22 protein-coding genes are annotated in these 25,165 nt (G+C 61.9%); 19 read left to right on the top strand and 3 right to left on the bottom strand.

Annotation, left to right across the window (positions count from 1 at the left end; all coding sequences use genetic code 11):
* The first annotated feature begins 354 nt into the window (after positions 1–354).
* From U0034_RS23660 to U0034_RS23595, 14 genes are all read left to right on the top strand, one after another.
* A complete protein-coding gene (locus U0034_RS23660; RefSeq protein ID WP_102622993.1) occupies positions 355–2,703 on the top strand; it encodes a type VI secretion system Vgr family protein in 2,349 nt (782 codons plus the stop codon).
* A gap of 10 nt (positions 2,704–2,713) precedes the next feature.
* On the top strand, positions 2,714–3,640 hold the full coding sequence (locus U0034_RS23655) for a DUF4123 domain-containing protein (protein ID WP_085230870.1): 927 nt from the start codon (positions 2,714–2,716) through the stop codon (positions 3,638–3,640).
* Between the two features lie 54 nt (positions 3,641–3,694).
* Entirely contained in the window at positions 3,695–3,913 is a 219-nt protein-coding gene (locus U0034_RS23650) for a hypothetical protein (RefSeq protein ID WP_170151708.1), read from the top strand.
* A 61-nt stretch (positions 3,914–3,974) separates the two neighbouring features.
* Complete coding sequence (locus U0034_RS23645) at positions 3,975–4,424, top strand: DUF3304 domain-containing protein (protein ID WP_085230872.1); 450 nt, start codon at positions 3,975–3,977, stop codon at positions 4,422–4,424.
* A 16-nt stretch (positions 4,425–4,440) separates the two neighbouring features.
* Positions 4,441–4,890: a DUF3304 domain-containing protein gene (locus U0034_RS23640; protein WP_085230871.1), complete on the top strand. Its 450-nt coding sequence runs from the start codon at positions 4,441–4,443 to the stop codon at positions 4,888–4,890.
* 16 nt (positions 4,891–4,906) lie between these two features.
* Entirely contained in the window at positions 4,907–5,368 is a 462-nt protein-coding gene (locus U0034_RS23635) for a DUF3304 domain-containing protein (RefSeq protein ID WP_085230869.1), read from the top strand.
* 11 nt (positions 5,369–5,379) lie between these two features.
* Complete coding sequence (locus U0034_RS23630) at positions 5,380–7,476, top strand: DUF2235 domain-containing protein (RefSeq protein WP_085230868.1); 2,097 nt, start codon at positions 5,380–5,382, stop codon at positions 7,474–7,476.
* A 3-nt stretch (positions 7,477–7,479) separates the two neighbouring features.
* Positions 7,480–7,728 carry a PAAR domain-containing protein gene (locus U0034_RS23625; protein ID WP_085230867.1) on the top strand — a complete coding sequence of 83 codons (249 nt, stop codon included), beginning with the start codon at positions 7,480–7,482 and terminating at the stop codon, positions 7,726–7,728.
* Positions 7,729–7,738: 10 nt separating this feature from the next.
* Complete coding sequence (locus tag U0034_RS23620) at positions 7,739–8,983, top strand: hypothetical protein (RefSeq protein ID WP_085230866.1); 1,245 nt, start codon at positions 7,739–7,741, stop codon at positions 8,981–8,983.
* Positions 8,980–12,495, top strand: coding sequence for an ImcF-related family protein (locus U0034_RS23615; protein ID WP_102623150.1), 3,516 nt, complete (start codon positions 8,980–8,982; stop codon positions 12,493–12,495). The genes U0034_RS23620 and U0034_RS23615 overlap by 4 nt, the downstream gene beginning before the upstream one ends.
* Positions 12,496–12,704: 209 nt before the next feature.
* A complete protein-coding gene (locus U0034_RS23610; protein ID WP_158243594.1) occupies positions 12,705–13,793 on the top strand; it encodes a porin in 1,089 nt (362 codons plus the stop codon).
* Positions 13,794–14,191: 398 nt separating this feature from the next.
* Entirely contained in the window at positions 14,192–17,581 is a 3,390-nt protein-coding gene (locus U0034_RS23605; RefSeq protein ID WP_244951889.1) for a bifunctional diguanylate cyclase/phosphodiesterase, read from the top strand.
* Between the two features lie 12 nt (positions 17,582–17,593).
* Positions 17,594–18,298 (top strand): glycine-rich domain-containing protein, encoded by a 705-nt coding sequence (locus U0034_RS23600; protein ID WP_176072617.1) that lies wholly within the window; start codon positions 17,594–17,596, stop codon positions 18,296–18,298.
* 304 nt (positions 18,299–18,602) lie between these two features.
* Positions 18,603–18,917 carry a hypothetical protein gene (locus U0034_RS23595; RefSeq protein WP_085229744.1) on the top strand — a complete coding sequence of 105 codons (315 nt, stop codon included), beginning with the start codon at positions 18,603–18,605 and terminating at the stop codon, positions 18,915–18,917.
* Between the two features lie 53 nt (positions 18,918–18,970).
* On the opposite strand, the gene U0034_RS23590 is transcribed toward U0034_RS23595, so the two are convergent.
* The 3 genes from U0034_RS23590 to U0034_RS23580 form a co-directional block, all read right to left on the bottom strand.
* The gene (locus tag U0034_RS23590) at positions 18,971–19,396 is read right to left on the bottom strand and encodes a response regulator transcription factor (RefSeq protein WP_085229743.1); all 426 of its coding nucleotides are present in this window, start codon (positions 19,394–19,396) and stop codon (positions 18,971–18,973) included.
* A gap of 156 nt (positions 19,397–19,552) precedes the next feature.
* A complete protein-coding gene (locus U0034_RS23585; protein ID WP_085229742.1) occupies positions 19,553–20,203 on the bottom strand; it encodes a response regulator in 651 nt (216 codons plus the stop codon).
* The gene (locus U0034_RS23580; protein WP_085229759.1) at positions 20,200–22,365 is read right to left on the bottom strand and encodes a PAS domain S-box protein; all 2,166 of its coding nucleotides are present in this window, start codon (positions 22,363–22,365) and stop codon (positions 20,200–20,202) included. The genes U0034_RS23585 and U0034_RS23580 overlap by 4 nt, the downstream gene beginning before the upstream one ends.
* A gap of 395 nt (positions 22,366–22,760) precedes the next feature.
* Here U0034_RS23580 and U0034_RS23575 point away from each other — a divergent pair, with 395 nt between their 5' ends.
* From U0034_RS23575 to U0034_RS29285, 5 genes are all read left to right on the top strand, one after another.
* Entirely contained in the window at positions 22,761–22,994 is a 234-nt protein-coding gene (locus U0034_RS23575) for a type II toxin-antitoxin system Phd/YefM family antitoxin (protein WP_085229740.1), read from the top strand.
* Positions 22,994–23,371 (top strand): type II toxin-antitoxin system VapC family toxin, encoded by a 378-nt coding sequence (locus tag U0034_RS23570; protein ID WP_085229739.1) that lies wholly within the window; start codon positions 22,994–22,996, stop codon positions 23,369–23,371. The genes U0034_RS23575 and U0034_RS23570 overlap by 1 nt, the downstream gene beginning before the upstream one ends.
* Before the next feature lie 392 nt (positions 23,372–23,763).
* Positions 23,764–24,411 carry a hypothetical protein gene (locus U0034_RS23565; RefSeq protein ID WP_085229737.1) on the top strand — a complete coding sequence of 216 codons (648 nt, stop codon included), beginning with the start codon at positions 23,764–23,766 and terminating at the stop codon, positions 24,409–24,411.
* A gap of 64 nt (positions 24,412–24,475) precedes the next feature.
* Complete coding sequence (locus U0034_RS29325) at positions 24,476–24,724, top strand: hypothetical protein (RefSeq protein ID WP_233212125.1); 249 nt, start codon at positions 24,476–24,478, stop codon at positions 24,722–24,724.
* A complete protein-coding gene (locus U0034_RS29285; RefSeq protein WP_407702980.1) occupies positions 24,725–25,099 on the top strand; it encodes a transposase in 375 nt (124 codons plus the stop codon).
* Positions 25,100–25,165 lie beyond the last annotated feature (66 nt).

Below are 25,165 nucleotides of genomic sequence, written 5' to 3'. Positions count from 1 at the left end.
TTGCATAAGCTTTGACGATGACCGGATAAAGATGTTTAATACGCGCTGTAGCCGATTGATCGAATTTAGACAATACGTAGCGGATGCCGTTGGGCATTCCGCTGGCGCCGCTTTGCGCGCACGGAATGAAATCGAAATGGGCGAGTTTCGCGGGGGGGATGTTCCGACTTGACGGGGACCCTGATAGGCAGCTTTCAGCGCCCGCTTCCGAAGCGTTGTGCCCCGATTCCATTGGGTTCGCCTGCGGGTGGCGCGCAATAGACGGTCGATGGTCGAGCTGCCGTCCGAGCGAGCCGCGATGGCGTGGCGTCGTGGCGGCTTCCTTTTTGATGTCGCATGTTCTGAGGTCTCCGCATGTCGTCGATCCTGCCTACACAGGCTTATGAGTTGAAGCTGGCGCCGCATCCGGCGCCCACCTCGGTCCTGAAGTTCACGGGCAGGGATGCGCTGAGCGAGCTTTATCGATACGACATCGAGTTTACGGGCCCCGTGGCCGGCATCGCGATGGATCAGGTGGTGGGTCGTCCCGCGAAGTTCATCGTTGCCCCGATCGACCCGAACATGAACTATCTGCGCACGATGTTCGGAGAGAACGCGGAGCAGTTCAGCAAGATGCCGGCCGCCTATACGGTTCACGGCGTCATCACGGAGTTCGATGAGTTCTCGACGTCCGCCGATCAGACGCACTATCGGGTCCGCTTGGAGCCGGCGCTCGCCGACCTGAACCGGGGTGTGACGAGCCGGCTGTTCCAGAAGCAGTCGGTCGAAGAGATCATCACCGATACGCTGCGCCATTACGGCTACCGGGCCGGCGTGGACTTCGTGTTTCAGTTGCGCCACCAGTACAAGCGGCATGAGTACACCACGCAGTATCGCGAGACGACGTTCGCGTTTATCCAGCGCCTCTGCGCGCAAGAGGGCATCTGGTTCCGTTGGGAGCAGAAGAAGGATCGGTCGGTGGTGGTGTTCGGCGACGATCTCGACGCGTACGCGCGCAAGCAGCGCACGGTGCTGTACCGGCGCGACTCCGGGCTCGAGAGCGGCGGTATGGACGCGATCAAGACGCTCGAGAAGCGGACCCGGCGCGTGCCCGAGGCTGTGCGGTTGCACGACTATAACCACCGTCAGGCGGGTGTGCCGCTATTGGTAGAGGAAAACGCGGCGCGCGACGACAAGACGACGAGCGGCATCGACTACCGCTGGGGCGAGCACTACGAGACGCCGGAAGAGGGCAAAGGCGTCGCTCGTCGGCGTCACGAGGCGTATCTGGCGAACCAGATCACCTTCAAGGGTACCGGCAATCCGTTCTGGCTCGAGGCGGGCGAGGTCATGCGCGTCGATCCGAATCCGGCCGACGCCAAGCACGGGATCTTTATCACGTCCGTCGAATCGAGCGGCGGGCGTGGCGATTCATTCTGGCTGACCTTCGAGGGGATTCCATCGGATCGGGTCTGGCGCACGCCCATCGCTGTGATCAGGCGGCCGACCATTGACGGCATCCTGCCGGCGCGGATCACGTCGCCGGGTAACTACAAGTACGCGTACCTGACCGAGCAGGGCTGGTATGTGATCAAGCTGCCGTTCGATCTGGACGAATGGAGCCCGGGCGGTACGAGCCGGCCGGTGCGGTTCGCGAAGCCGTATAGCGGCGACAACTACGGGCATCACTTCCCGATGATCGACGGGGCGGAGGTGGCCATTGTCTTTACCGATGGTCATCCGGATCGGCCCGTGATTATCGGGGCGATGCACGACAGCCTGCATCCGGACCTCGTCAACAATCTGAATCACACCCGGAACATCGTTCGCACTGCGGCGCAGAACGAATTGCGGATGGAGGATAAGGAAGGGATTGAGCACATCCACCTGACCACGCCGCATCAGACCAGCGAGCTCAATCTGGGGCATATGGTCGATGGGGATCGCAAGGAGCGTGGGCGGGGGGCGGAGTTGCGTTCGGATGGGCCGGTTGCCGTCCGCGGTAAGGGCGTGTTGGTCTCCGCAGAAGTGCAAGAAGGGGCCAGCGGCAGGCAGCTCGACATGACTGCCGCGAAAGCTCAGCTTGAAGACGCATTTTTGCTGATGGAAAACCTGACTGCCAGTGCGCAAGCCGCTCGTGCCCACTTGGCCGAACTTGAACAGCAAAAGCAGTTTCTCGAGCAGCGGCTAAATGGATTGCAGCGCGCTGTCATTCTGGCGTCGGCGCCGGACGGTATCGCGCTAACGAGCGGCCAGCACCTTCAGTTGGCTGCGAGCAATAATCTTGCGGTCAGCGCCGGAGGGGCCGCCGATATCGGCGTGTTCAAAAAACTTACGGTCGCAGCAGGTGAAGCGATTTCAATGTTCGCGCAAAAATGCGGGATGAAGTTCCTTGCGGCAAAGGGAAAGATCGAAATTCAGGCGCAGACCGACGAAATGGAAATCAGTGCACTGAGGGACCTGAAGATCTCCAGTGTCGACGGCAAGCTCATTCTCGCGGCCACCAAGGAGGTCTGGATTGGAGCGGGTGGGTCGTATATCAAGGTGACGCCCAACGGCATCGAGAACGGCACGCCGGGCGATATTCTCGAAAAGTGCGCGTCGTGGGACAAGCCCTCCGCTGCGAGCGACAGGATTCAGATGCCGGAACTTCCGCAGGGCGTCTGCAAGGATTGCCGAACGCATGCGGCTCAGAGCCGCAGCGCCCTGACGCCACGTGCATAGGAGTTCCCGTATGAACGCTGCTCCTTTCCAGGTCGAACGGTTCGCCGAGCTTACCCAATGGTTCGAATCGCTGGGTGACGGTCACGATACGCCGCTTAACCTGTACGCGCTCGTTGATGGTGCATTAAGTGCAGGCATGCTGCAGCTCGTGACCGAGCGCGACGCGGCGTGGCAATGCCTCTATCCTGACACGATGCTGGAAGCAGCCTCACCCAGCATCGCCCCTTATCTGGTCGAGCTCAGGCTGGACGATCAGGGCCAGGCAGCACTCGCACGAACGCTCCTGCGGCAGAGCGAGCATACAGACCTCGTGCTATGGATTGCGTCACGGGTGCCGTTGCCCCATTTGACCCGCTATCTCCATCCGTTTGCGGAAGTCGAATTGGCGGACGGACGGAAGGCACTTCTCCGCTACTACGATCCGTTGATTCTCAACACATTGCTGGACGCACTCACGCCTGAGCAGCACGACAAGTTTGTCGCGCCATTTCGTGCGGTGCGGTACTGGCGCGGAACGTGGCAAGAAGTCGAGGGCCTCGATCGCGCCCTCGAAAATCTCGATGCTGCGGCCGACAGTGTTCGGCTTACCGTCGACCAGCAGCAGCGACTGGCAATGGCGACGTTGGCCGAAACGGTCTATCACGAGATCAAGGATGAGTTGTTGCCACCAATGTCCGATGTCGACGGCCGTACCTGCATCGCACACGCTCGCGAGCTCCTTGATCGAGCGTTCGATCGTTATAGGCTGCGAAACGTGGACGATTTGATGTTGTTCACTCTGGTCGGCTTGAACGTCAATCGGGAGTTTGACGCCCATCCCGCGATCAGCGAAAAGCTAGACGCACGCGAGCGCGCGGACAAGCCCTTGCAAGAAGTTTTCTCATCGATCTCCGTCGACGTATGGGAAGCCGTGGGGACATCTGCATCGCATTCCTGATGCAACGTCGATACTCTCTAATTGCAAATATTTAACCTCATTTTAGTGGCGACAATGTTGAAGATCCTTAAGCGCTGGGGGAGCATGCTAGTGCTGGCCACCATCACTGTACTTCTGGTTGGGAAAGCCTGCTCACAAGAAGCATATGGTCCTTATAACGTGATCGGTTACAACTACACTGACCGCAACATTTTTCTCCCGGATCTGCCGAACAAGCATGACGGCTACATCGAATTTCACTTTCTGCCGGAAAGGAAAATCGAAGCGAAATGAGTAAGATTCCCAACAACGCCGCACATTCCGTATGCTACGAGCTGAGGACAGAGAGACACTGATGAAAAATCTAAAGCGCTGGGGAAGTTTGCTGCTCCTAGTCTGTGTCACTGCGTTTGCAGTCGGTCGAGCGTGCTCGCAGGAAACGTATGGGCCGTATCACGTCACTGGCTATAACTATACCGATCGTAACATCGCTGCTTTCGACGTTGATGGTTTTGGTGCTGGAGATTCGGCAGCCCACCAGTCTGGTGGAGGAGGCGGATTTGTTTGTTGCCTCGACATCCCAAAGCACGCAAAGACGCTGCATATCAAGGTTGCGCTTGGATTGACGTGGGAGCAGTTTGACAAAAATTTACCCAACGAAACCTACGAAACCGACATCCCGGTTCCAGAGCTGGCCAACAAGCACGAGGGCTACATCGAATTCCACTTCCTGCCGGGACGGAAGATCGAAGCGAAATGGGTGAAATTCCCAACAACGCCGCACATTCCGTATGCTACGAGCTGAGGACAGGGAGGCACTGATGAAAAATATAAAGCGCTGGGGAAGCTTACTGCTGCTCGCGGGTGTAACCGTATTTGCAGTCGGCCGGGCGTGCTCGCAGGAAACGTATGGGCCGTACCACGTTACCGGCTACAACTACACCGATCGCAATATCGCTGCCTTCGATATCGACGACTTTGGGGCGGGATATTCGCGCGCCCATAAAATTGGAGGGGGCGGGGGAATAACGTGTTGCCTCGACATCCCAAAGCACGCAAAGACGCTGCATATCAAGGTTGCGCTTGGATTGACGTGGGAGCAGTTTGACAAAAATTTACCCAACGAAACCTACGAAACCGACATCCCAGTTCCGGATCTGCCGAACAAGCACGAGGGCTACATCGAATTCCACTTCCTGCCGGGACGGAAGATCGAAGCGAAATGGGTGGATTTCCCGACCACGCCACACATTCCGAGCGCTACGAGTTGAGGACAGAGAGACACTGATGAATATTCTAAAACGCTGGGGAGGCTTGCTGCTCCTCGCCTGTGTCACTGTGTTCGTAGTCGGCCGAGCGTGCTCGCAGGAAACGTATGGGCCGTATCACATTGCTGGCTACAACTACACCGATCGCAACATTGCAAGCTTTTGGGTTAACGGCACTTGGGGCGCGAACTCCAGTGCTCATTACACGGGAGGGGGAGGGGGAGGGGGCGGTGGTGAAGTATGTTGCCTCGACATCCCGAAGCACGCAAAGACGCTGCATATCAAAGTCGCGCTTGGATTGACGTGGGAACAGTTTGACAAAAACTTACCCAACGAAACCTACGAAACCGACATCCCGGTTCCGGAGCTGCCGAACAAGCACGAGGGCTACATCGAATTCCACTTCCTGCCGGGAAGGAAGATCGAAGCGAAATGGGTGGATTTCCCGGCAACGCCACATATTCCAAATGGTTCGCATTAAGGTGAAACGGTATGAGTACAAAAGAAACGGCCATTTCGGCTTCAGCAGCCGCGGAAGATAGTCCGTCCATGGCCGATCGCGTGGGACGGGCGGCGAGTTTCACACTCACCCAGCCTTCTGCGCCGCCGGATGGTTGTTTCCGCTGCCGCCAGGCAATTTACATCAGCTTCTTCTTCGATGGATTCGGCAAGACCTCGCAGGATGTAGATGCTCTGTCCAATGTCGCTAGATTGTTCTTGGCGCACAAGCAGTCAGACAGCGACAAGGGTATTTACCGGCGCTATTACGAAGGTATGGGCCGCCCGCTGTCCAAGCAAACAGTGGGGATCGCGGGCACGCTGGCCGCCAACACCGTCAAAGAAAGTGGGCGTGCGGTCACGGATGCAGTTAAAGACAGCATCCGTGACGCACGCAAGGAAGCCACGAAGGATTTTGCGAAAGGCGCAACGGAAGCCTACAGCACAGGCACGAACGGCGGCGTGAAGTCCGCTCTTGTCCACGCTCTCGAGAAGTTCGGCGAGGGAGTCAAACCGGGTGCGATTCTGAAGAAGGTGGGTGCGTCGGTCACCAGCGTGAAGACAATCATTCCGGTGATCGTACAGGCATCTGCCGACGCCATTCCAAGTGTCCGGGATATGGGAGCGCCGGCCGCGTGGCTCGGAACGGGTTTTGACGCACGGGTGGATCAAGCGAAGAAGGACTTCACGGACATCATCGTGCAAGCCCGCAGCGATCCCAGACCTATCCAGTTCATTCGGATTTCGATGTTCGGTTTCGACCGGGGAGCGGTTGCTGCACGAAAATTCGCGAATGAACTGATCGAAAAGGTGTGCAAGAAAGACGGGGAGAAAATTACTTATCAAGGCGCAGAAGTACTATTCGACTTCATGGGGCTGTTCGACAGCGTATCGAGTGCCTATGGCGACAGCTTCTTCGCGAAAGCAGGAACACAGCTGTTAATGGCGGCCGGGACGATTACCACTCCGGAAGCCGGGGGTGCGGGCGGGGTCGTGGTCCGGGTTGCGATCGAGGGGCTCAGTCAATTGGTCGCGCTCGGCAAACGGACGCTCGGCCAATTCGACACGCCGGGGGAGTTTCGTAAGATTGTCCACCACGTGGCTGCCACCGAGCTGCGCTTCTACAAGCCGATCGATTCTCCGCGCAACTCGAAGGAAGCCGGCAACCTGACTGAAGTCGTCTATCCCGGCAGTCAGGCGGATGTAGGTGGGGGCTTCGTGGAGGGCGACGATGGGAAATCAGCGGAGCTAGCGAAGGTTTCGGCGACAAACATGCTCGACCAGGCATGGGCATCTGGGGTACCGGTGCGACGACTGGAAGACATGCGCGCTGAGAATGACCCCGACACGTTGAGGCTGTTCACATATACGAAGACGGTTTTAGTAAACGGAAAAACCGCCACGGTGAACGACCTTTTCAAGGCCTACGCCGCACTATTGCCCCGCGGGAAAAGTACGCTCGAGCATCATTTCCTCGCGCATCAGAAGTTGTTCATTTCGTGGGCGCGTACTCTGCACGACCGAACAGGCACAAACAGCACCGGCAGCCATCTTTTTGTTAACACGATCGATGCAGAGGTCTACAACAAGATATTCCCCGGCACGCCCACTCCCGATTACAACGCCAGGGCAGACTATTACAACGGGGCGGAGAAGGGGACGCCGCGCCCTGATCTTTTGGGTGAGACTCACAGCGTCGATGACATTCGCGATCCGAGGGTTCGGGAGCTGGCAACCGCGTGGGTGAAGCCCGCCTCCCTGTCGCCGGAGGTGCTCGCCTTCTTTGACCATTTTGTCCATAACACCATCACACGGGCGAATAACATTTCACTCGGAGACAGTGTGTTTCTCCAGTTGCGAACGATTGAGGACAAGAGTGGCAAAGATCAGGCCATCGACAAGGCCAAGGACGCCGCCAATAAAGCCGCTAAGAAAATTCTCCCGAACCCCGATCAGATTCGCGAGGAACAGCTGAAGAAGCTTCAGGATGCCGCCGCGTGGACCCAAGGCTCGCAGCGCTACCCGGACCCGTTGGGGATCGGCTCGCCAATTAGCGACGTTTCACCGCTCAACAATCTTGCCAAGGAATGACGAATGATCGATCTGGTTCTCTTGGGCGATTCCACGGACCATGGTGGGAAAGTCATCACCGCCTCGAAAACAATGAAATTCGGTGGCCGCTTTGTCGCGCGCAAGAGTGACGAAGTGTCCTGCCCGAAACACGACATCACACCCAATCTCATCATCGATGGCGACGAGACGATGACGGACGACGGCGTGCCGGTCGCTCGCCACGGCTACCGGGCCGTGTGCGGTTGCCGCTTGATCTCCAGCCTCATCTGAAGGGCGGGCAATGCCGGTTGTCCTTCCTGTTTCCCCGCGGCAACGATCGGACGAACCTCGCCCGCCGCGAGCTGTTGTCTGGCTGGCGCTGTTTGTGGTCTTCATGCTTGTCGGTGTGGTCGGTACGTTGCTGACATGGCCCAAGACGGAACCTACCGGCACGCCGTGGTTCTGGGTACAACTACTCGCGTTACCCGCGCTTGCATGGGCGCTCGCATTTGGTTTGCGGCTGCACTACTACGACGAAGAAGTCACACGACAAAGAGCCGAGGATGAAGTTCTGCGGGAAGATCAGGCAAAAGCAATTCGCTTTGCAAGCGAACCCCTTGCAGTCGTGGGATTGAGCTACCTATGTGGCTCGGGCACTGCGGATGTCGCAAAGAAGATCGCCGAAGGCGAGGCGACACTTGCCGCGAAAACTTCTCAGGACGGAAAGGACGGAAAGCGCCACACATCGCTGCCGTTGATCGACAACGAAGATGGGATGGGACGTTATGGTCCGTGCTTCGAGAGTCTGCTGATGCGAATCCGCCCCGCAATCATGGCGCTCCCGCAAGACGTGCCTTTGGACGTGCGTCTGCATTTACCCGATGACGAACATAGAGAGATGCGCCTTCAAGCGTGGCGTCAATGCTGGTCGAAGTCGGGGCTACGACACGCGTCCGCGACCCTGCTTTCGGCGGATCAGGGATTGATGGCGCTGGACGAGTGGCTCGACATTAAAGGCGGTCCCGCGCTCGAGCGCTTCGTTCTCTTTGTGTCAGCGCAATTACACGACGCTCCGCCAGAAAACAGTGCTGAAGCTGCGGTCGCGCTATTGCTCGGATGGGCTCCCCTCGCCGACCGACGTGGGATTCGGCCCCTGGCGATGGTGCATCGTCCCTTGGAAGTCGATACCGCTGTACTGGATGACGACGTCCAGTTAGCGCTTTTGTGGGGCAAGGCGACGCCCGCGCAAGTGAGCGACCTCTGGCAGGCGGCAATGCTCGGCGAAGATAAAGGGGCGCTTCTTCAAACGGCCTCGAACACAAAATTGGCCCTGTCGCAAACGACGGGACTGGCAGGCTTGCATGACATCGATACAGCGTTGGGCAACCCCGGCGTGTGCGCTGGGTGGCTTGCCGTCGCACTTGCAATCGAACATGCCGAGCAAACCGGTGTCCCGCAGTTCACGGCATGGAGAGAACGATCGTTGCGCCTCGCAGTCGCGCAACCAGCAGCAGTATCAAAAGAACAAATGGAATTGAATGCATGAAGGTACACAAAATCTTCGGCTACTGGATTATTGTGATTGCAGCGACGATCGCCGCTGCTTTGGTCGCTTGGTTCAAGGGATCGACCTTGGACCCGTCGCCATTTCATCGGGTGCTGGTCATTGTCGTCATCGGCGTGTTCCTGCTGGCGTTGCGCGCACCGTTGGCAGGTGCGTGGCGGATCGTGGCCAAGCATGCCCCCGGTCGATCGAGCAAGCGGTACGACCGCGATCCGCTGGCCAGAATCGGAGCGGCGCAGAAGGAGGACGTGGTCGATGTCAACGCCTACCGCAGCACGAATCTCCGCGACGCGCTGCGTGACCGCCACGGCTGGCGCTGGCGCTATCGCGATCGCTGGGTGCTGATCGCCGGCGACGAATCGCTCGTCAAACGCCTTGCACCGGGGCTCGTCGACGCCGGCTATGCCCTCACCGGCAACACAATCCTGCTCTACGCCAAGCAAACGCGCGACACCTTCGACACTGGTTGGCTCGACCAGATCCGCCGCCTGCGCCGCCACCGCCCGATCGACGCAATTGTGGCGGTGACGCACAACCGCGGCTCAGTCAGTGCGCCATTCGATACCGATGACCTTGCTCACCGGCTCGCACGCCATGCCCGCGCGCTGCGCTGGGCCGCGCCCGCGTATCTGCTCGACATCACCGATTTCGACGGCGAGTCATCGAGCCCCGACGAAGCAATCGGCTTTACGTGGTCGAACGCACGCGTCAATGCGGACGAGATCGACGCGTCGCTGCAAGGCCTCGCCAACACCCTCGCGGACACGGGCGTCGTGCGGCTGACGAAGAACGCTCGCGACCGCTATCCCGCCGAACTGTCGCAGCACATTTCGAACCTGCGCAGCGCACTGTCGGATCTGGTTGTGCGGACATCCCAGTCCCGTGTCTGGCGACACGCGGTCCACGGTCTTCTTTTCGCACCGCTCTCCAAGGAGCGCGAACTGGCACTGCTGCGTGCCGATGACGCGAGCAACGCCGCGCCGCCTGTCCGGCCCCCACACCGTGCAATCTGGCAGACCGTTGCGGAACACAGCCGCACGGTCCACGGCCGCCGCATCGGCTTCTCGCTATCGACGTCCGCGGCATGGCTCACCACCGGCCTGATCGCCTGCTGGATGGCCGGCACGATGCTCTCCGGCGTTGCCAACCGCGCGACGATTCGAAGCGCAACCGACACCGTGACCCAGTTGTCCGGCCTCGGCAACCCACCCCAGGCTTTGCAAGTGCTCGATCGCCTCGATCGTCAGATCGATACACTGGAAACGCATCAACGCGACGGCGCGCCGTGGGCCGCCCGCTTCGGCCTGAACCGGGACGAAGCGTTACTAGAAGCGCTATGGCCGCGTTACACCGACGCGGCCAACCGCATCCTCGTGGCCCCGATCCACGAGACACTCGAGGCGCACCTGCGTCACCTCGGGTCGCTGTCCGACGCCGAGATCGCCAGCGGCGGCGATGCACAGGTGCAGACTGCCTACGACACACTCAAGGCCTACCTCATGCTCGCCAAGCCGGAACGCGCCGCGGCGACTTTCCTGACCCCCCAGCTCGTCGCAACAGCGGCCCCGGCGCGCCCAGCCAATGCTCCGGTATCGCCCGGCACCTGGGAAGACCTGCGCCAACACACGCTCGCCTTCTTCGCCGAGCACCTGGCAGGCGGCAAATTGCAGCCGGTTCCCCCGGACCTCGGACTCGTCGCCTCAACGCGCCAAACGATCATCGGCGTGCGCGGCATTCAGAACTCCAAGGACGCGCTCTATCAACAGATCATCGACGAAGCGACGCCGAAGTACCCACCGGTGTCTCTCACGAGCCTGCTGGGCGAGACGACGAGCCGGGGCCTCTTCAACACCTCGGCGACGATCCCAGGTGTCTTCACCCGCGCCGCGTGGGACGAGCGGATTGCCAAAGCAATCGACGACGCGAGCGCGCAGCGCAACCTCGCGGGCGACTGGGTGCTGTCGGACGCGAAGGCTGCCAACGCCGCCCCGTCGACGCTCCAAGCCGAGCTGCGCCAGCGCTATTTCGAGGACTACGCCCGCGCGTGGGCGCAGTTTCTCAACAGCGTGCGTTGGCAGCGGGCGCCGACGCTCTCGGCCACGGCCGACCAGTTGGCCCTGCTGGGCGACCCGCAGCGCTCGCCGCTCGTCGCGCTGATGAATGCGGTCATCTACCAGGCGGGGGCGGGTGCGAACACACAGTCGCTCGCGGACAACCTGATCGGCAAGGCGCAGCAACTCGTCAACGCGGGCGAGAAGGATTCGGCCAAGCGCGCCCAGCCGCCGCTCGCACCGCTGGCGTCGGCTTTCGCGCCCGTTCTGCGGCTGGCCGGCAGCGATCTGGCCACCGGCATGCCCGCGAACGGCAAGGCTGCCGTGCAACTCGCCGCGACGAGCGACCTGAGCCTTGCGCGTTATCTGGAGCGTGTGACGGCGATGCGGCTGAAGCTCGAGCAGATCGTCTCGAACCCCGACCCGGATGCGATGGCGCGTCTTGCCGCGCAAGCGGTTTTGCAGGGCAAGGCGTCGGATATCGCCGACAGCCGCGATTACGCAAGCCGCGTGGCCGCGAGCCTCGGTCAACGATGGTCGGGCTTCGGCGAGCTGTTTCGCTCGCCGTTCGATCAGGCATGGCAAGTCGTGGTACAGCCGGCCGCCTCGAGCCTGAACGAAATCTGGCGCACGGCGATCGTCACGGAGTGGAACAGGGCGTTTGGCGGCCGCTATCCGTTCGCCGATTCGGATAACGATGCGTCGCTGCCGGAAATGGCGCGTTTCATGCGGCCGGACAACGGCGTCATCACGCAGTTCGTGACCACGCACCTCGCGGGCGTCATCGAGCGGCAGGGCGACCGCTGGGTGGCCGCGCAGGGGGCCAGCCAGGGCGCGCTCGCGATCGATCCGGCCTTTCTGAGCAGCCTGAACCGGCTTGCGCGCGTTTCGACGGTGCTGTTTCCGTCCGGCGACGCACACGTTCGCTACGAACTGCAGGCGGTGCCCACGCCGGGCGTGACCGAGATGAAGTTCGTGTTGTCGGGGCGCGAGCTGCACTACTTCAACCAGAAGCAGGCGTGGGTGCCGTTCGAGTGGCCGGGCCAATCGCTCGAGAACCTGTCGCATATCGAATGGCAAACGGAGCGGGGCGGGTTGCGCACGGCGCTCGATGCGCAAGGCCGCTTCGGCCTGATCCGGCTGCTGGAGCGGGCGAAAGCGACGCAACAGGACAGCGCGCGCTATCTGCTCGCGTGGACGCCGGACGCGAGCCAGGGCATCCCGCTGAGCGTGCAATTGCGCAGCGAGGCCGGCGCGGGGCCGCTCGATGTGCTGCAGTTGCGGCATTTCGTGTTGCCGGCGCGCGTCTTCATTTCCGGCCCGGCAATGGCCGCGCCGAAACTCTCGGCCGGGGAGCCGCCGCCTTTGCCGCCTTCGGCCGTTACTGCAGCGAAGCACGCCGCAGTACCGCTTCCCCGCGACTCTCTACTCGACATGGAGTAAGTGCACAGCGGACTGTCCAGGATTAATACGAGCCAGCTTGACGCAATCGGTGCGGTTGTTTGAAAGGGGACGTATCGGCGAGCGGTATTTCAACACCTTCAAAGAAAGCCGCTCATGCAAGGCATGAATGGCGTATTCTGCCAGCCAGAAGTCGAAAAATGACCGGAGTGTCGGGCCACTTTCGCGCGAAAAATAAAATCGGGGGCATCATGAAACGCTGGATTGTATGTGCGGTGTTTCTCGGCTTGGCGAGCGAAGTGTGTGCGCAAAGCTATGTGCAGATTTACGGCATCGTCGACGGGGGGCTGGCATATGTCAGCAACGCCGCGGGCGGCCGCAGTTGGACGCAAACGAGCGGCATTGCGCAATCGAACCGATGGGGCCTGCGCGGCCAGGAGGAGCTCGGCGGCGGCTACCGGACCGTTTTCCGGCTGGAGAACGGTTTCACGGTCAATGACGGGCGGTTTTCCCAGGGCGGTCTTGAATTCGGCCGTCAGGCTTGGGTGGGCATCGCCAGCGACCGGTTCGGCACCCTCACATTCGGCCGGCAATACGATTTCATGAGCACGAACCTGACGGCATTCTCGGCCGGAACGTTGACTCCCGCCGTCTTCGCCTTCCATCTTGGCGACCTCGATCGGCTCGGCGCCGAGCGCCTCGACAACGCGGTGCGGTATGTCACGCCCGATCTCGCCGGCTGGCAGTTCGGCGCACTTTATTCGTTCGGCGGCCAACCGGGAAGTTTCGTGTCGCGCAGTGCCGCGAGCTTCGGCGTCACCTACGGCTATGGCCCGTTCAAGGCCGGAGCGGCCTATGTGGAGATACACGATTTCACGGCGGTTGCCGGAATCGGCTCGACGGTGCTCGGCAAGTCCCTCGTCGGTACATCGCCGCAAGGCTTGTTGCCGAGATTCCAGACCTTCGACAAGCTGACGGTATCGGGCATCGGCGCCGGGTATCAACTCGGGCCCGCCAACCTGCACGCCGTGTATACGGCGGTGGGGTTTCGGCAGTCGGGGCAGCATGCTTCGCTGCGCACGATCGAAGGCGGGATCAAGTACACGGTCAGCTATGCGTTCTCGCTCGCGGGTCACCTCGCTCGTTCGTCGCTCGGCGAAACGGGATGGACCCAACTTTCGGCTGGCGGCGACTATTCGCTCTCGAAGCGCACCGATATCTACCTCGCTGCCGTCCGGCTGCATGCAAGCGCGGGTGCGCGCGCCGAAATTTTTCTGCTGCCCGCATCGAGTTCGTCCAGTCAAACGGTCGTGTCGTTCGGTATGCGGCATCTTTTTTAAGTTAATTCTTACTGTACATGGCGCCCCGAAAAAGCGGGGGCTTCCTTGATCTGTCGCAAATTTGAAAACGATCAATACTATATTTTCGGGTTTGCGTTGATAGGGTTTCCTTTGGTTGAAAGGCGCGTAAGAATGGTTATCCTCCGAACATATCAAAACAAGAATCGAGATTCAAAAATAAGATGGTCGAAGTCATTGGTGTTGTTTAATTTCATTGGGGCGGGGTATTCTCTTTTCGTGGGTAAAAGGCCGCTCTGAGCGGCAAATGGCTTTGAAGGCATCTCGCGGTCGTTGGCGCGCATGCAAGTCGCGCACCATGCGACGGGTGTGATTGCCGATCGGCGGTTCGCGACGCAAGATCGCGCGCATCGCCCGGGGGGAAGGTGGTGCGCAAGGGGTTGAAGTACTTGCGGCGCTATTGCCGCGAGCATTATGCCGGCGGGCTGGCGTTCGGCACATTGTTGCTGGGCCTCGTGGCAACGGCAATCGTCTACTCGCTCTTGGGCGCTTTCGTTCAACGCGAGGCGAAGCTGCGCTTCGACAACGATTCGCGTAGCGTCGAGCAGCAAATCGTATTGCGCGTGCGGCTTTATTCCGACGTTCTGGTGACGATGCGTGCGCTTTTCGGCGCCGATGAGCAGGTCTCACGCAGCGAGTTTCGCGACTTCGTCAATGGTCTCGACTTGCCTGGCCGCTATCCGGGATTCCAAACGCTTAATTTTGCGGTTCGCCTGCAACAGGCGGACTTGCCGCGCTTTACCGGCGAGCAGCGCGCGGATCCGCTGTTGCGCAATGAGGGCGTGGAATTCTCCGTTCGCTCGCAAGGCGCGGGTCCCACCCACGAGATACTGACCTACGTCGAGCCGCTCGAGATTAACCGGCCCGCGCTCGGCGTGGACATGGAAGACGGCGGCGCACGCAGCATGGCGCTCGCCATTGCACGCGATTCGGGCGAGGCCATCAGCAGCGGGCGCCGCATTATCGCGGGCCACGGCCCCGAGCAGATCGGCCTGGCCATGCGTTTGCCCGTGTACCGCCGGGGCATGCCGGCCGGCACCGTGCAGGATCGCAGGCGCGCTTATGTCGGCTCCGTCGGCGCGGGTATTCGTATCAACGGGATGATGACGGGGCTGCTGAGCGAGGAAACGCTGCGGCTCATGCATTACCGCATTTACGATGCCGGCCCGCTGCGAGCGGCCAACGCGAACGCATCCGACGACTCGCTGCTTTACGACAGCGTGACGGGCGCCGCCGCTTCCAGCTCGAGCGGCACCGCGCGCCGGGTGGCCATGGTCGCGCGCTTGGCCAACGACGCGCGGGCGACGCCGGAGCGCGCGATCGATCGCGACTTTGTGCGCGAGGCGCATTTGCCGTTCGCGGGACGGCGCTGGCTGATCGTCTTTTCGGCCGACCCCGCCGTGCTGATGGGCTCGCAGCGGTACCTGCCGTTTTTCTCGCTGATATCGGGGCTTGTCATCAGCCTGCTGCTGGCGGGGCTTGCCTATGCGCTATCGAGTGCACGTGCGCGCGCACTGCAATTCGCCGATGCCATCACGGCCGATTTGCGCGAGAGCGAAATGGCGCGGGCTGAAGCACAGAGGATCGCCCACCTCGGGGATTGGCGCGTCGACCTCGATGCGCGAACCGTGCACTTTTCGAAGGAGATGGCGCGGCTCATCGGCTGGCGTCGCGCTCCGACATTGCCCGTGCTCGTGCGCGCGATCGAACCCGCGGACCGCCGAGCCTTCGTTGCTCACTTCAGGAACACGCTGATTGCGCGGGCGCCGTTCGAATTCGAATGCCGCTATCGCTCGGCGCGCGGCCGGCGCGGCTGGCTGCGCATCATCGGCCGCGCATGCGGGCCGCCGGGGGCGCGGCGTTTGCGCGGCACCGCGCTCGAAATCACCAAGCAAAAAGCAATCGATCGCGTGCGCGAGCTCGAGCATGCGTTCACGCTGCAGCTCGCGACGGCCGCGGACGAGTACGACGTGCTGCGCGAACTCGTGGAATTGCTGACGAGCGGCATGGACTGGGATGCGGGCGCATTCTGGCCCACGCCGGCAGGCTTGGGGCAGCGGCTACGCGTCGTGCACGCCGCACATGAGCCGGCGCTCGCATCGTGGCTTGGCGAGCGTGCGCAGGAGGTATCGGCCGACGAGGTACCGGAGTCGCCGCACTGGGTCGTGGGGCACGGCACGAAGGTGGGCGGCGCATCTACATGGCTTGCCGCGGGCGGGATGGTCACGACGTTTTCCTTTCCGTTGACGACGAGCCGCGAGGTATTGGGCGTGGCGCAGTTCTACGCGCGCGAGCGCTTGCACGTGGAGCCGCAGGCACTGGCGATGGCGCGCTCCATCGCGAGCCAGATGAATCACTTTTTGCAGCGCAGGAGGGCCGAGAACAATCTGCATTTCCTCGCCAATCACGATGCGCTCACCGGCTTGCCGAACCGCCTCATGTTCAAGGCGCATCTCGAGGATTCGCTGGAGCGCGCCGATGCGGGCAACACCGCGCTTTATGTGCTGTTCATCGACCTGGACCGTTTCAAGGACATCAACGATTCGCTAGGACACAACGTCGGCGATCAACTGCTGCGTGCCGTGGCCGAGCGTCTCGCGGCGCGGGTGCCCGAGGCGGATATGCTGGCGAGGCTCGGCGGCGACGAGTTCATCATGCTGCTGAAAGAACCGTGCGCGAGCGAGGGAACGAAGAGCGTCTTCACCACGATCGAAACCATTCAGGCGGCGCTCGCGCAGCCGTTTGTCGCCGACGGCGTGCAATTACAGGTAAGCGCGAGCATAGGGGTGAGCACGTTCCCGAGCGATGGCCAGGATGCGCAGACATTGCTCAAAACGGCCGATATCGCAATGTACGGCGCCAAGCAGCGCGGCAAGAACACCTATCAGCTTTATCAGCGGCAGATGGGCATGTCGCTGCAGCGCCGCGTGGAGATCGAGGCCTGCTTGCGCCGTGCCGTGGAAAACCGCGAGTTCACGCTCTTTTATCAGCCGCGCGTGGATCTGCGCACGAATCATTGCATGGGGGTGGAGGCACTGATCCGCTGGAACAGCCCCACGCTCGGGTTCGTGATGCCGGGCGACTTCATCGCACTCGCGGAAGAGACGGGGGCGATCGTGCCGATCGGCGAATGGGTGCTGGGCGAAGCTTGCCGGCAGGCGGCGGAGTGGCGCTCGAGCGGGCTCGGCGACATCCACGTAGCTGTCAACCTCTCGGCGCGGCAGTTCGCGGACAGGCGTCTGCTGGAACGCATTCTCGAAGCGCTCGACGAGGCGCAACTGCCGGGAGAACTGCTCGAACTCGAGCTGACCGAAAGCATGGTAATGCGGCACCCCGAGCAGGCTGTGCGTTGGCTGACGAGCCTGAAGAGAACAGGCGTGCACCTTTCCATAGACGATTTCGGCACCGGATATTCGTCGCTGGCCTATCTGAACCGTTTCCCGATCGACACGGTCAAGATCGATCGTTCGTTCATTCGCCATCTGCCTGAAAGCCATAGCGATGCGCAGATCACGAGCGCCGTGATCGCGCTCGGTCACAGCCTTGGGCTGACCGTCATCGCGGAAGGCGCGGAAACGCAGGCGCAAATCGATTTCCTTCGCAAAGAGGGCTGCGACGAAGTGCAGGGGTACTTCTTCAGCCGCCCATTGTCCGCCGGCGATATGAGGGTCTTCCTCGATCGACCGGTACACCGTGGCTGCGGCGATGCGCCGAGGCCCGATATCAAGGACGTCCGGCACTCGGGGACGGGGCGTTCTTGCCACACCTGATGGAGCGAGACCATGCAAGTGCAAGACCTAGACGTTGCGACGATGTGGGAAGCCATCGATGCGCTCGATTTCGAGCGGATCAAAGCGAAGCTCGCGCACCGTACCCAGGGGCGCCTCGGCGCGGACGCGATCGCGCGTGCGGAGACCGGATATCGGCAGTTTCTCAAGCTTGCCGCAAAGTATCCGGAGGTGCAGGTCGTGCCAAGCGAGGAAGTCGACGAGTTCTGGCACATACATATCCTCGATACGCAGCGCTACGCGGCCGACTGCGAGCGCATTTTCGGGCACATGATTCATCACGATCCGTATCTCGGCATCGACGCCGACGAAGCGGACGAGGCGCGGCGAGCGGCCCTGATCGAAGCGAGTCAGTCTTTGATGGACGCGGAGTTCGGCGCGGCGGCGCGCGATGGCGGGATGTCCGCGGCGTACTGTGTGCTCGCGCTTGCGGAGACCGCAAGCGCCGCCTACTGCGTGCGCGCGCTCGCTGACGAATCGACGGCTGCGTACTGCGTGCGTGCGCTTGCCGACAACGCGCCGGCCGGGACGAAGGCGAAGGGCGCCTATTGCGTACGTCCGGCGATCAACGTGCCATCGGCGGTTTATTGTGTGTATGCCGCGCAGCCGGCCGTTTCGGCACCGACCCCCGACGCCTATTGCGTGAGAGAGGCGATCGACGCCCGCACGCACTCAGGCCGTGCGCGATCCGATTCCTGAACTGCTCTGAAGCGGGTGACGATGTGGCGAGCGCGGCGCCTGCTGCCCGCTCTTGCGTGCGATCCGTCGCGGGTGCCGCAAGCATGCGCGGCGCTTTTCTTCCGTCATACGCATTGGCCGCATGCGCAGCGATGGGCAGTCGATGCGGCGATCCGCGGCCTGATCTGCTCACGCGCGCGGCCCGAAGGTCCGTTGACCCATATCAACGCGTTTTTGCCCCGGTACGACAAGATAAAACCCATGGCAGTCGGCAGCATCGCCGAACGCCCGACAGGCAAATATGGATGTGGTGCGGAGGCGGAGAATGGGAATCGGCATGCAAATCGTGTACCTCGGGTTTCCGGGGGCCGCGCGCATCGAAGCCGCAGCCGCTGTCGAATTACTCCGATTGGAGCGGTTTTCCGGGGCGATCAGCGGCTGCCACCTCGCGATCGAGGCGATGCATTCGACGACTGTTACCGGCACCGACTACGATGCGCGGCTGGATCTGGTCACCCGTGACGGCAAGCTGCTTCCGATGCCACACTGCGCGAACGCCGACCCGGAGGCGGCAATCCGATTGGCTTTCGATCGGGCCGAGCAGGCACTGCTCGACCCCGAAGCCTGCGGAAAACACTAGCCGATCCATCAGGCGGAAGCGGAGGCGGAGGCGGGACGGGAGCGGTGGGTGCGTCAGCGCCCGAGCCCGTCCTGTTTCTCGCGGGCGAGCCTTGCGATGGTATCCATCGCAAGGTCGAATTCGGTGGTCTTGTCGAAGAAGTAATCGGCGCCGGCGATGATGCTCGCCTCGCGGAACACCTGGCTCGAGTAATTCGTCAGCACGATCGTGACGATTTCGTCGGTGCGGTTGCGCAGCGCATGCAGCAGATCGATGCCGTGGCTGTCGGTCAGGCGCAGGTCGACGATCACGGCTTCCGGCGTGCTCTCCGAGATGCCGCGCAGCGCCGTCTCCACATCCTCCGCCTCCCCCACCACGCGCGCCGCGCCCGCAGGCGGCTCGATACGCGCGGCCAGCCGCTCGCGCACGAGAAGAGAATCCTCGACGACGAAAACCTTGAGTGGCTGCTGTGGTTGCTGCGGCGAATCGGGTGTGCTCATGACGAAAGTATCGTCACAGCCCAGCTGCTTGGAAATCGGTCAAATAGGAAGATCGCGTAGGCGATCGGGAAGAACCTGTAGGCGCTTTCCTACGTTCCCGGGGCGGCCCGTTGCCGGGCCATGAACGACGGGTATGGTCGGGGCGATCGAATCCGATCAGATCTGATCGCCGTCTTCGAAGAGCTTGTGCTGAATGGCATAGCGCACGAGCGCGGCTTCGTGCGGCATCTGCATCTTCTCGAGAATGCGGGTTTTATAGGTGCTGACGGTTTTCGCACTGACGCAGAGCTCATGCGCGATCTCCGTGATGGTCTGGCCCGCGGCGATGCGCCGAAAGACGTCGAACTCGCGGTCTGACAAGCGCTGGTGCGGCGCCATGTCGGCCGGCTCGTTCAGGCTTTGGGCGAGCCGCTCCGCCATCGAAAGGCTGACGTACACGCCGCCCGCCGCCACTTTCGTCACGGCGGCGACGAGTTCGGTGCTTGCGCTTTCTTTGGTCAGGTAGCCCGATGCGCCGGCCTTGAATGCGCGCACCGCGTATTGCTGCTCGGCGTGCATCGTCAACACGAGGATGCGCAGCGAGGGTATTTCGTCCTTGATCTGCTTGACGAGTTCCACACCGTTGCGCGGCCCCGGCATCGACAGATCGAGCACCAGCACCTCGGCTGGCGTATTGCGCACGAGCGAGACCGTGGTGGGCCCGTCGTATGCTTCCCCGGCGACTTCGAAACCGCTCGTGCCCTGCAGGATGTGCCGCAGCCCATCGCGCACGAGCGTGTGGTCATCGGCCAATAGTACTCTGGTCATGGCAGCGCCTCTTCCTGTTGTATTGCTGCTAGCGGCAGTATGACTGTGATTGTAAAACCGCGCTTGACGGCGGTTTCGATCGATACAGAACCGCCTAGTATATGCGCGCGCTCGCGAATGCCCAGCAAGCCGAACGATTTCTCCCCGCGGCCCTCGGTTTGAGCGGGCGTGGCGCCCCGTCCGTCGTCGGCCACGCGCACGGTGCACTGGTCGGTCTGCGCCGTGAGGGCGACGGACACCCGTGTGGCCTCGGCATGGCGTACGACATTGGTCAGCGCTTCCTGCACGATTCGAAAGACGGTGGTCGCGCCGTTGCGTGAAAGGAGCATGTCGCCAAGCTCGATGCGTCGCTCGACCTCGATGCCGTAGCGCGTCTTGAAGTCGTTGAGCAGCCAGTCGATCGCGGGCAGCAGCCCGAGGTCGTCGAGCATCACGGGGCGCAGATCGGCCGCGATGCGGCGCACCGAGCCGACCGTCGAGTCGATCAGCCGGCGCATGCCCTGCAACTGGGCGACCGCGGCCGGCGGCACCGTCGTGGCGCCGGCCAGCAATTGCTGCACCGACGAAAGATCCATTTTCAGCGCGGTCAGCTGTTGGCCCAGATCGTCATGCAACTCGCGCGCAATGCGCGTCTTTTCTTCTTCCCGAACGTTTTGCAGGTTCGCCGAGAGCTTGCGCAGTTCCTGGCGCGAGGCCTTGAGTTCGTTTTCGGCCTTGAGGCGCTCCGTGGCATCGCGCAGCATGACCGTGTAGAAGTGGCGGCCATCGCCGTCGGCGATCTGGGATATCGACGCCTCGATCGGGAATTCCTCGCCGTCGGCGCGCAGGCCCGTCAGGATGCGCTGCCTGCCCATCTGGCGTTCGGCAACGCCGGTCGCGCCGAACTGCTCGACGTGTTTGCGATGTACCTCGCGGTAGCGCGCGGGAATGAAGCGGTCCAGCGTCTCGCCAATCGCTTCCATGGCCGAGCAGCGGAACACCTGCTCGGCCATCGGGTTGAAGATGACGATGCGTTGCACTTCGTCGATCGTGATGATCGCCTCCGACGACGAGCGGATGATCGCCATCATGCGCGCTTCGGTCAGCGACGACAGCGCGCGCTCCCCGCCCGCCGCGGTCCGGGGTCCATGCCGGCGGGCGAATACGTACGCGCCGAGGCCCGCCAGCAGAGCCGCCACGCAGCCCGCCGCCACGAACGCGGCGCTGCCGAAATCGGCGGGCGAGGTGAGGGCCGGGTCATCCGTCGCATAGGCGAGCGCCAGGACCTGGCCGCCGAAGCGCAGCGTGTCCGTACGGCGAAAACGGGGCGAGTCGTCGCGGATATCGAGCAGCGCCGAGCCGGGCGGATAAAGGGCGAGCGCCGGGCTGCCGGCGGCCACCCGGATGTCGATGTGCGGCGTGCGCGCGGCCACGCTCGCGAACAGATACTCGGTATCGAGCTGCGCGGCGACATAGCCCGCGAGCGCCGCGCGGCGCGCGGCCGGCGCGAGCGGAATCGGCGCAACGCGGTAGACCGGCAGGTAAAGGTCGACACGCGCACGGCCGGCGGCATCGGGCGATTCCGGCCCCTCGGCCATCTGCGATCTGCGCACGAGCAGCGCGGGTTCGCCGGAGTCGGCGGCGCGCAGCAGCGCGGCACGCGTGTCCGGGCGCAGGCCGAGCATCTGGTCCGCCGTGCTGTCGCCGCGTCGGGGCCAGGTCAGCAGGAGGCGTGCCGGCACCCCTTCGGGCGTGCCCGACGTCGGTCCCGCGCCCGCCGCCGAGGGGGCCCCGGGTGCCCGCGCATAATCGAGCGTGCGCACGCACGGTGGGGCGTCTTCGAGTGCGAGCCGGGCGACATAGCGCTCCCAGGCATCGGCCGATAACGGCGTACCAGGGGAGGCCTCTTCGGCCGCGACCAGACCGCTTGCGCCTCGCAGGACCTCGGTGCACAGGCCCAGTTCGCGGCGCAGATCGGCGGTGACGCGTGCGGCCCGCGCATCGAAGCTCGAGCGCGCGGCATCGATCAGATGTTCGCGCACGATGAAGGCCGTGATGGACGTGATGGCGAGCACGACCGCGGCCGTCAGCACGGCGGCGGCGAGCGGCCCGCGAGCGGCGGCTCGCCGGCCTGCGGAGTGTTTGCGCGGAACAGGCGGAGTCGGTAGACCGGCGGCAGGCATGCGATCGTTGTATGGGCGCGGAAAAATCGGCGCGGCAGTGACGGTGAGCCGCGGCGCATTCGTTGAAGTCGCGGGTGTCCGCACCGCTTGCGCGGCCGCGGACGGCTTTGTCAAATTGTGCGCGAATACGGACGGGATGCCAATGGCGGATCGCGTGGCGGGCGGGTGATGTGGCGGATGCGGGGGTCGGAAGCTTCGGCGGTACGGCTGGTGGCCGCGGACGGGGCTGGATGGCGGGACGAGGGGCTGAGGGGGCTTTCGAAAAAGGGGTATCCGTATTTCGTGCAGCAGCTTCCAGGCCATGCGGAGCTGGACCACCGCCCGCGTGCGATGTATGCGCTGCTTGCATTTTCGTGTTAGCTAGGCTAAACTAAGCTCACATTGATGAGGATGTTATGCAAACCGTAAATATTCATGAGGCAAAGTCGCAGCTTTCGCGTCTCATTGAGGCTGCTGTCAGTGGCGAAGAAGTTGTTATCGCGAAGGCTGGAACCCCGGTGGTGCGCCTCGTATCGGTCGAGGCGAAGCCCAAACTTCGCTTCGGTCTGATGAAGGGGAAGATCAAGGTCGCTGACGATTTCAACGCGCCTTTGCCGGACGATGTCTTGGCGACATTTGAGGGTCGCTGATGCGCCTGTTGATCGATACGCACATTTTCCTGTGGGCCATGAGCGGCGACAAACAACTCACGAAGAAGGCCGAGACCATCATGTTGAGCGCAGAAACCGTTTTCGTCAGCGCCGCGAGCATTTGGGAAATCGCAATCAAGTCTGGAATCGGGAAGCTGGACGCAGACGTGAACGAGCTAGTAGCCCGCATGCAAGAAGCGGGCTTTCGCGAACTGCCCGTGACGGCGACACACGCTGCGGCGGTTCGCAATCTGCCCGATATTCACCGCGATCCGTTTGACCGGATGCTAGTCGCACAGGCCATTACTGAGCCATTGCGGCTGCTAACCAACGATGACACCGTGAGTCGGTACTCCGACCTTGTAATTTCGCTCTAATCGGAAAACAGGAGCAGTGATGAAGGGGAACCACGTGTTGTTTATCGCAGCGCTGACGACTGTCCTGGCTGCCTGTATCAGCACTTCGGACGTCGTAGAAGTTGGCAAAGATACCTACAGCGTCTCGGCTACTTCCGACGGTATGCGCGCGGCGTCATCCGGCCGCCAAAGTGCGTTCGCGGCGGGAAACGAGAAGTGCGCTTCAATGGGCAAGCATTTTCAGCTAGTCACCGAGGATTCGCGTCGGACCCGCATGGGCATCGATACCACAAGTGACGTGACATTTCGCTGTCTGGATGCGAATGACCCAGCGTACACGCGCCCGAATATACAGCCCGCACCTACTGCGATTATAGAAAACCGTACCGTTCAGCAATAGCACGGAAAACAGCATGGCTGAGGAACTGAAGTTTCGCGAGCAGAACGAGAGCTGGCCGCATGAATGGCTGAGGCACGCCACTCTTGCGCTCGCAGCGCTGTGTATTGTCGGGTGTAGCAATCATGACGCCACGTTGAGCGCCAAACCGGCTCAATCTGCCCCCCCAGTAGCCAAGGCACCCGAGCCGTCGGTAACGATTTTAGTCAATGATATAGAGCGTCAATACATTCGGGGCGACGTCGATGAGGACACGTTTGACAGGGTGATCCGCAGGGCGGACCCTCGCCTGGCGAGCGGTACTGACGGGCATCTTCCCAACGACGAGCGACGAGCGCTCTACTTCGCCAAGAAGATTCCTCTTGCCAACGGCCAAACGCTCTACTCCTGGCTGCACTCGTGCCCACTCGCGCTGGGCGAGAACATGTTCGCCTCTCGAATTCCTGCCGGGGCGTCGGGAGCTTACGAAGGCCTTGGCCCGAAGGCATTTATGGATGCTGTCTATTACCCGATCATCCAAATGAAAGGTCTAGGTAAGGAGGACTCAATCGCGCTTTCCTGGATCATCTACGAGGATGGACACATCGTACCAAGGACGGGGCGCGCTAAGGTCTACATGAGCAACCCCAACTTCGAAACGCAATCTGGTACAGAGTGCAGGTAGGGAGCGCGGAGCATTGCATCGACGCAGGTTGCATGATTTCGTCCCCGGCCGCTCGAAGTAAAAAATGCCTGCGAACATCCTGAACCTGCCCGCTTATGCCGTTTTAGCGGTCGAGCACGACGCAGTACGTCGCAATGGACATGTGGCGGCCGTACCGCGACGCCGCGCGCGCGGTGCTGCCGCAGGCGACTATGAGTCCACCACTCCGGACGAGGCTTATGAAGCCTTTGGCAACTGGTATAAGTCCATTCCGCACGGCCTGCACGGGCATTTCGAGCCGCTGACGAAGGCGTTCCAGAACTGGATGCCATAGATTCTGGCGTACTTCGACCACCCCGTGACGAACGCGTACACGGAGAGTTTGAACAACCTAATCCGCGTGATGAACCGGCTCGGGCGCGGCTACAGCTTCGAGGCGCTGCGCGCGAAGATCCTGTTTGCCGAAGGCGCGTTCAAGCGGACAAACAGTCGCCCGAAGTTCGAGCAGCGTGTGAAACCGCGCGAGATTGGCGACATGTTGAAGCATGGCGTACCTGACGACGCGATGGGTATGGGTGTGGTGGACTTGGTTGTCGTCGAAAAACCCGGGAAGGCACCTCGCGAGCGGATAGCATCAACACATGAGCCGAAAAACCATGGCGTGGACATATCAACACTGGCGAGGTTGATCGAGGAAGGCGAAATCTGACCCATTTCAACCGCGAAATGCGGATACCCCAAAAAAGCCGCCCATGCCGGGCACGGGCGGAAAACC

The organism is Trinickia caryophylli, from assembly GCF_034424545.1.
In the GTDB taxonomy this organism is placed as follows: domain Bacteria; phylum Pseudomonadota; class Gammaproteobacteria; order Burkholderiales; family Burkholderiaceae; genus Trinickia; species Trinickia caryophylli.
The sequence above is the reverse complement of the archived record's forward strand: the minus strand, read 5'-3'. Positions and strand labels throughout refer to the sequence as shown.

Coding starts and splice junctions, on each gene's coding strand:
- U0034_RS23660 (WP_102622993.1), top strand. CDS start 355: ATGTCGTCGATCCTGCCTACACAGGCTTATGAGTTGAAGCTGGCGCCG.
- U0034_RS23655 (WP_085230870.1), top strand. CDS start 2,714: ATGAACGCTGCTCCTTTCCAGGTCGAACGGTTCGCCGAGCTTACCCAA.
- U0034_RS23650 (WP_170151708.1), top strand. CDS start 3,695: ATGTTGAAGATCCTTAAGCGCTGGGGGAGCATGCTAGTGCTGGCCACC.
- U0034_RS23645 (WP_085230872.1), top strand. CDS start 3,975: ATGAAAAATCTAAAGCGCTGGGGAAGTTTGCTGCTCCTAGTCTGTGTC.
- U0034_RS23640 (WP_085230871.1), top strand. CDS start 4,441: ATGAAAAATATAAAGCGCTGGGGAAGCTTACTGCTGCTCGCGGGTGTA.
- U0034_RS23635 (WP_085230869.1), top strand. CDS start 4,907: ATGAATATTCTAAAACGCTGGGGAGGCTTGCTGCTCCTCGCCTGTGTC.
- U0034_RS23630 (WP_085230868.1), top strand. CDS start 5,380: ATGAGTACAAAAGAAACGGCCATTTCGGCTTCAGCAGCCGCGGAAGAT.
- U0034_RS23625 (WP_085230867.1), top strand. CDS start 7,480: ATGATCGATCTGGTTCTCTTGGGCGATTCCACGGACCATGGTGGGAAA.
- U0034_RS23620 (WP_085230866.1), top strand. CDS start 7,739: ATGCCGGTTGTCCTTCCTGTTTCCCCGCGGCAACGATCGGACGAACCT.
- U0034_RS23615 (WP_102623150.1), top strand. CDS start 8,980: ATGAAGGTACACAAAATCTTCGGCTACTGGATTATTGTGATTGCAGCG.
- U0034_RS23610 (WP_158243594.1), top strand. CDS start 12,705: ATGAAACGCTGGATTGTATGTGCGGTGTTTCTCGGCTTGGCGAGCGAA.
- U0034_RS23600 (WP_176072617.1), top strand. CDS start 17,594: ATGCAAGTGCAAGACCTAGACGTTGCGACGATGTGGGAAGCCATCGAT.
- U0034_RS23595 (WP_085229744.1), top strand. CDS start 18,603: ATGGGAATCGGCATGCAAATCGTGTACCTCGGGTTTCCGGGGGCCGCG.
- U0034_RS23590 (WP_085229743.1), bottom strand. CDS start 19,396: ATGAGCACACCCGATTCGCCGCAGCAACCACAGCAGCCACTCAAGGTT.
- U0034_RS23585 (WP_085229742.1), bottom strand. CDS start 20,203: ATGACCAGAGTACTATTGGCCGATGACCACACGCTCGTGCGCGATGGG.
- U0034_RS23580 (WP_085229759.1), bottom strand. CDS start 22,365: ATGCCTGCCGCCGGTCTACCGACTCCGCCTGTTCCGCGCAAACACTCC.
- U0034_RS23575 (WP_085229740.1), top strand. CDS start 22,761: ATGCAAACCGTAAATATTCATGAGGCAAAGTCGCAGCTTTCGCGTCTC.
- U0034_RS23570 (WP_085229739.1), top strand. CDS start 22,994: ATGCGCCTGTTGATCGATACGCACATTTTCCTGTGGGCCATGAGCGGC.
- U0034_RS23565 (WP_085229737.1), top strand. CDS start 23,764: ATGGCTGAGGAACTGAAGTTTCGCGAGCAGAACGAGAGCTGGCCGCAT.
- U0034_RS29325 (WP_233212125.1), top strand. CDS start 24,476: ATGCCTGCGAACATCCTGAACCTGCCCGCTTATGCCGTTTTAGCGGTC.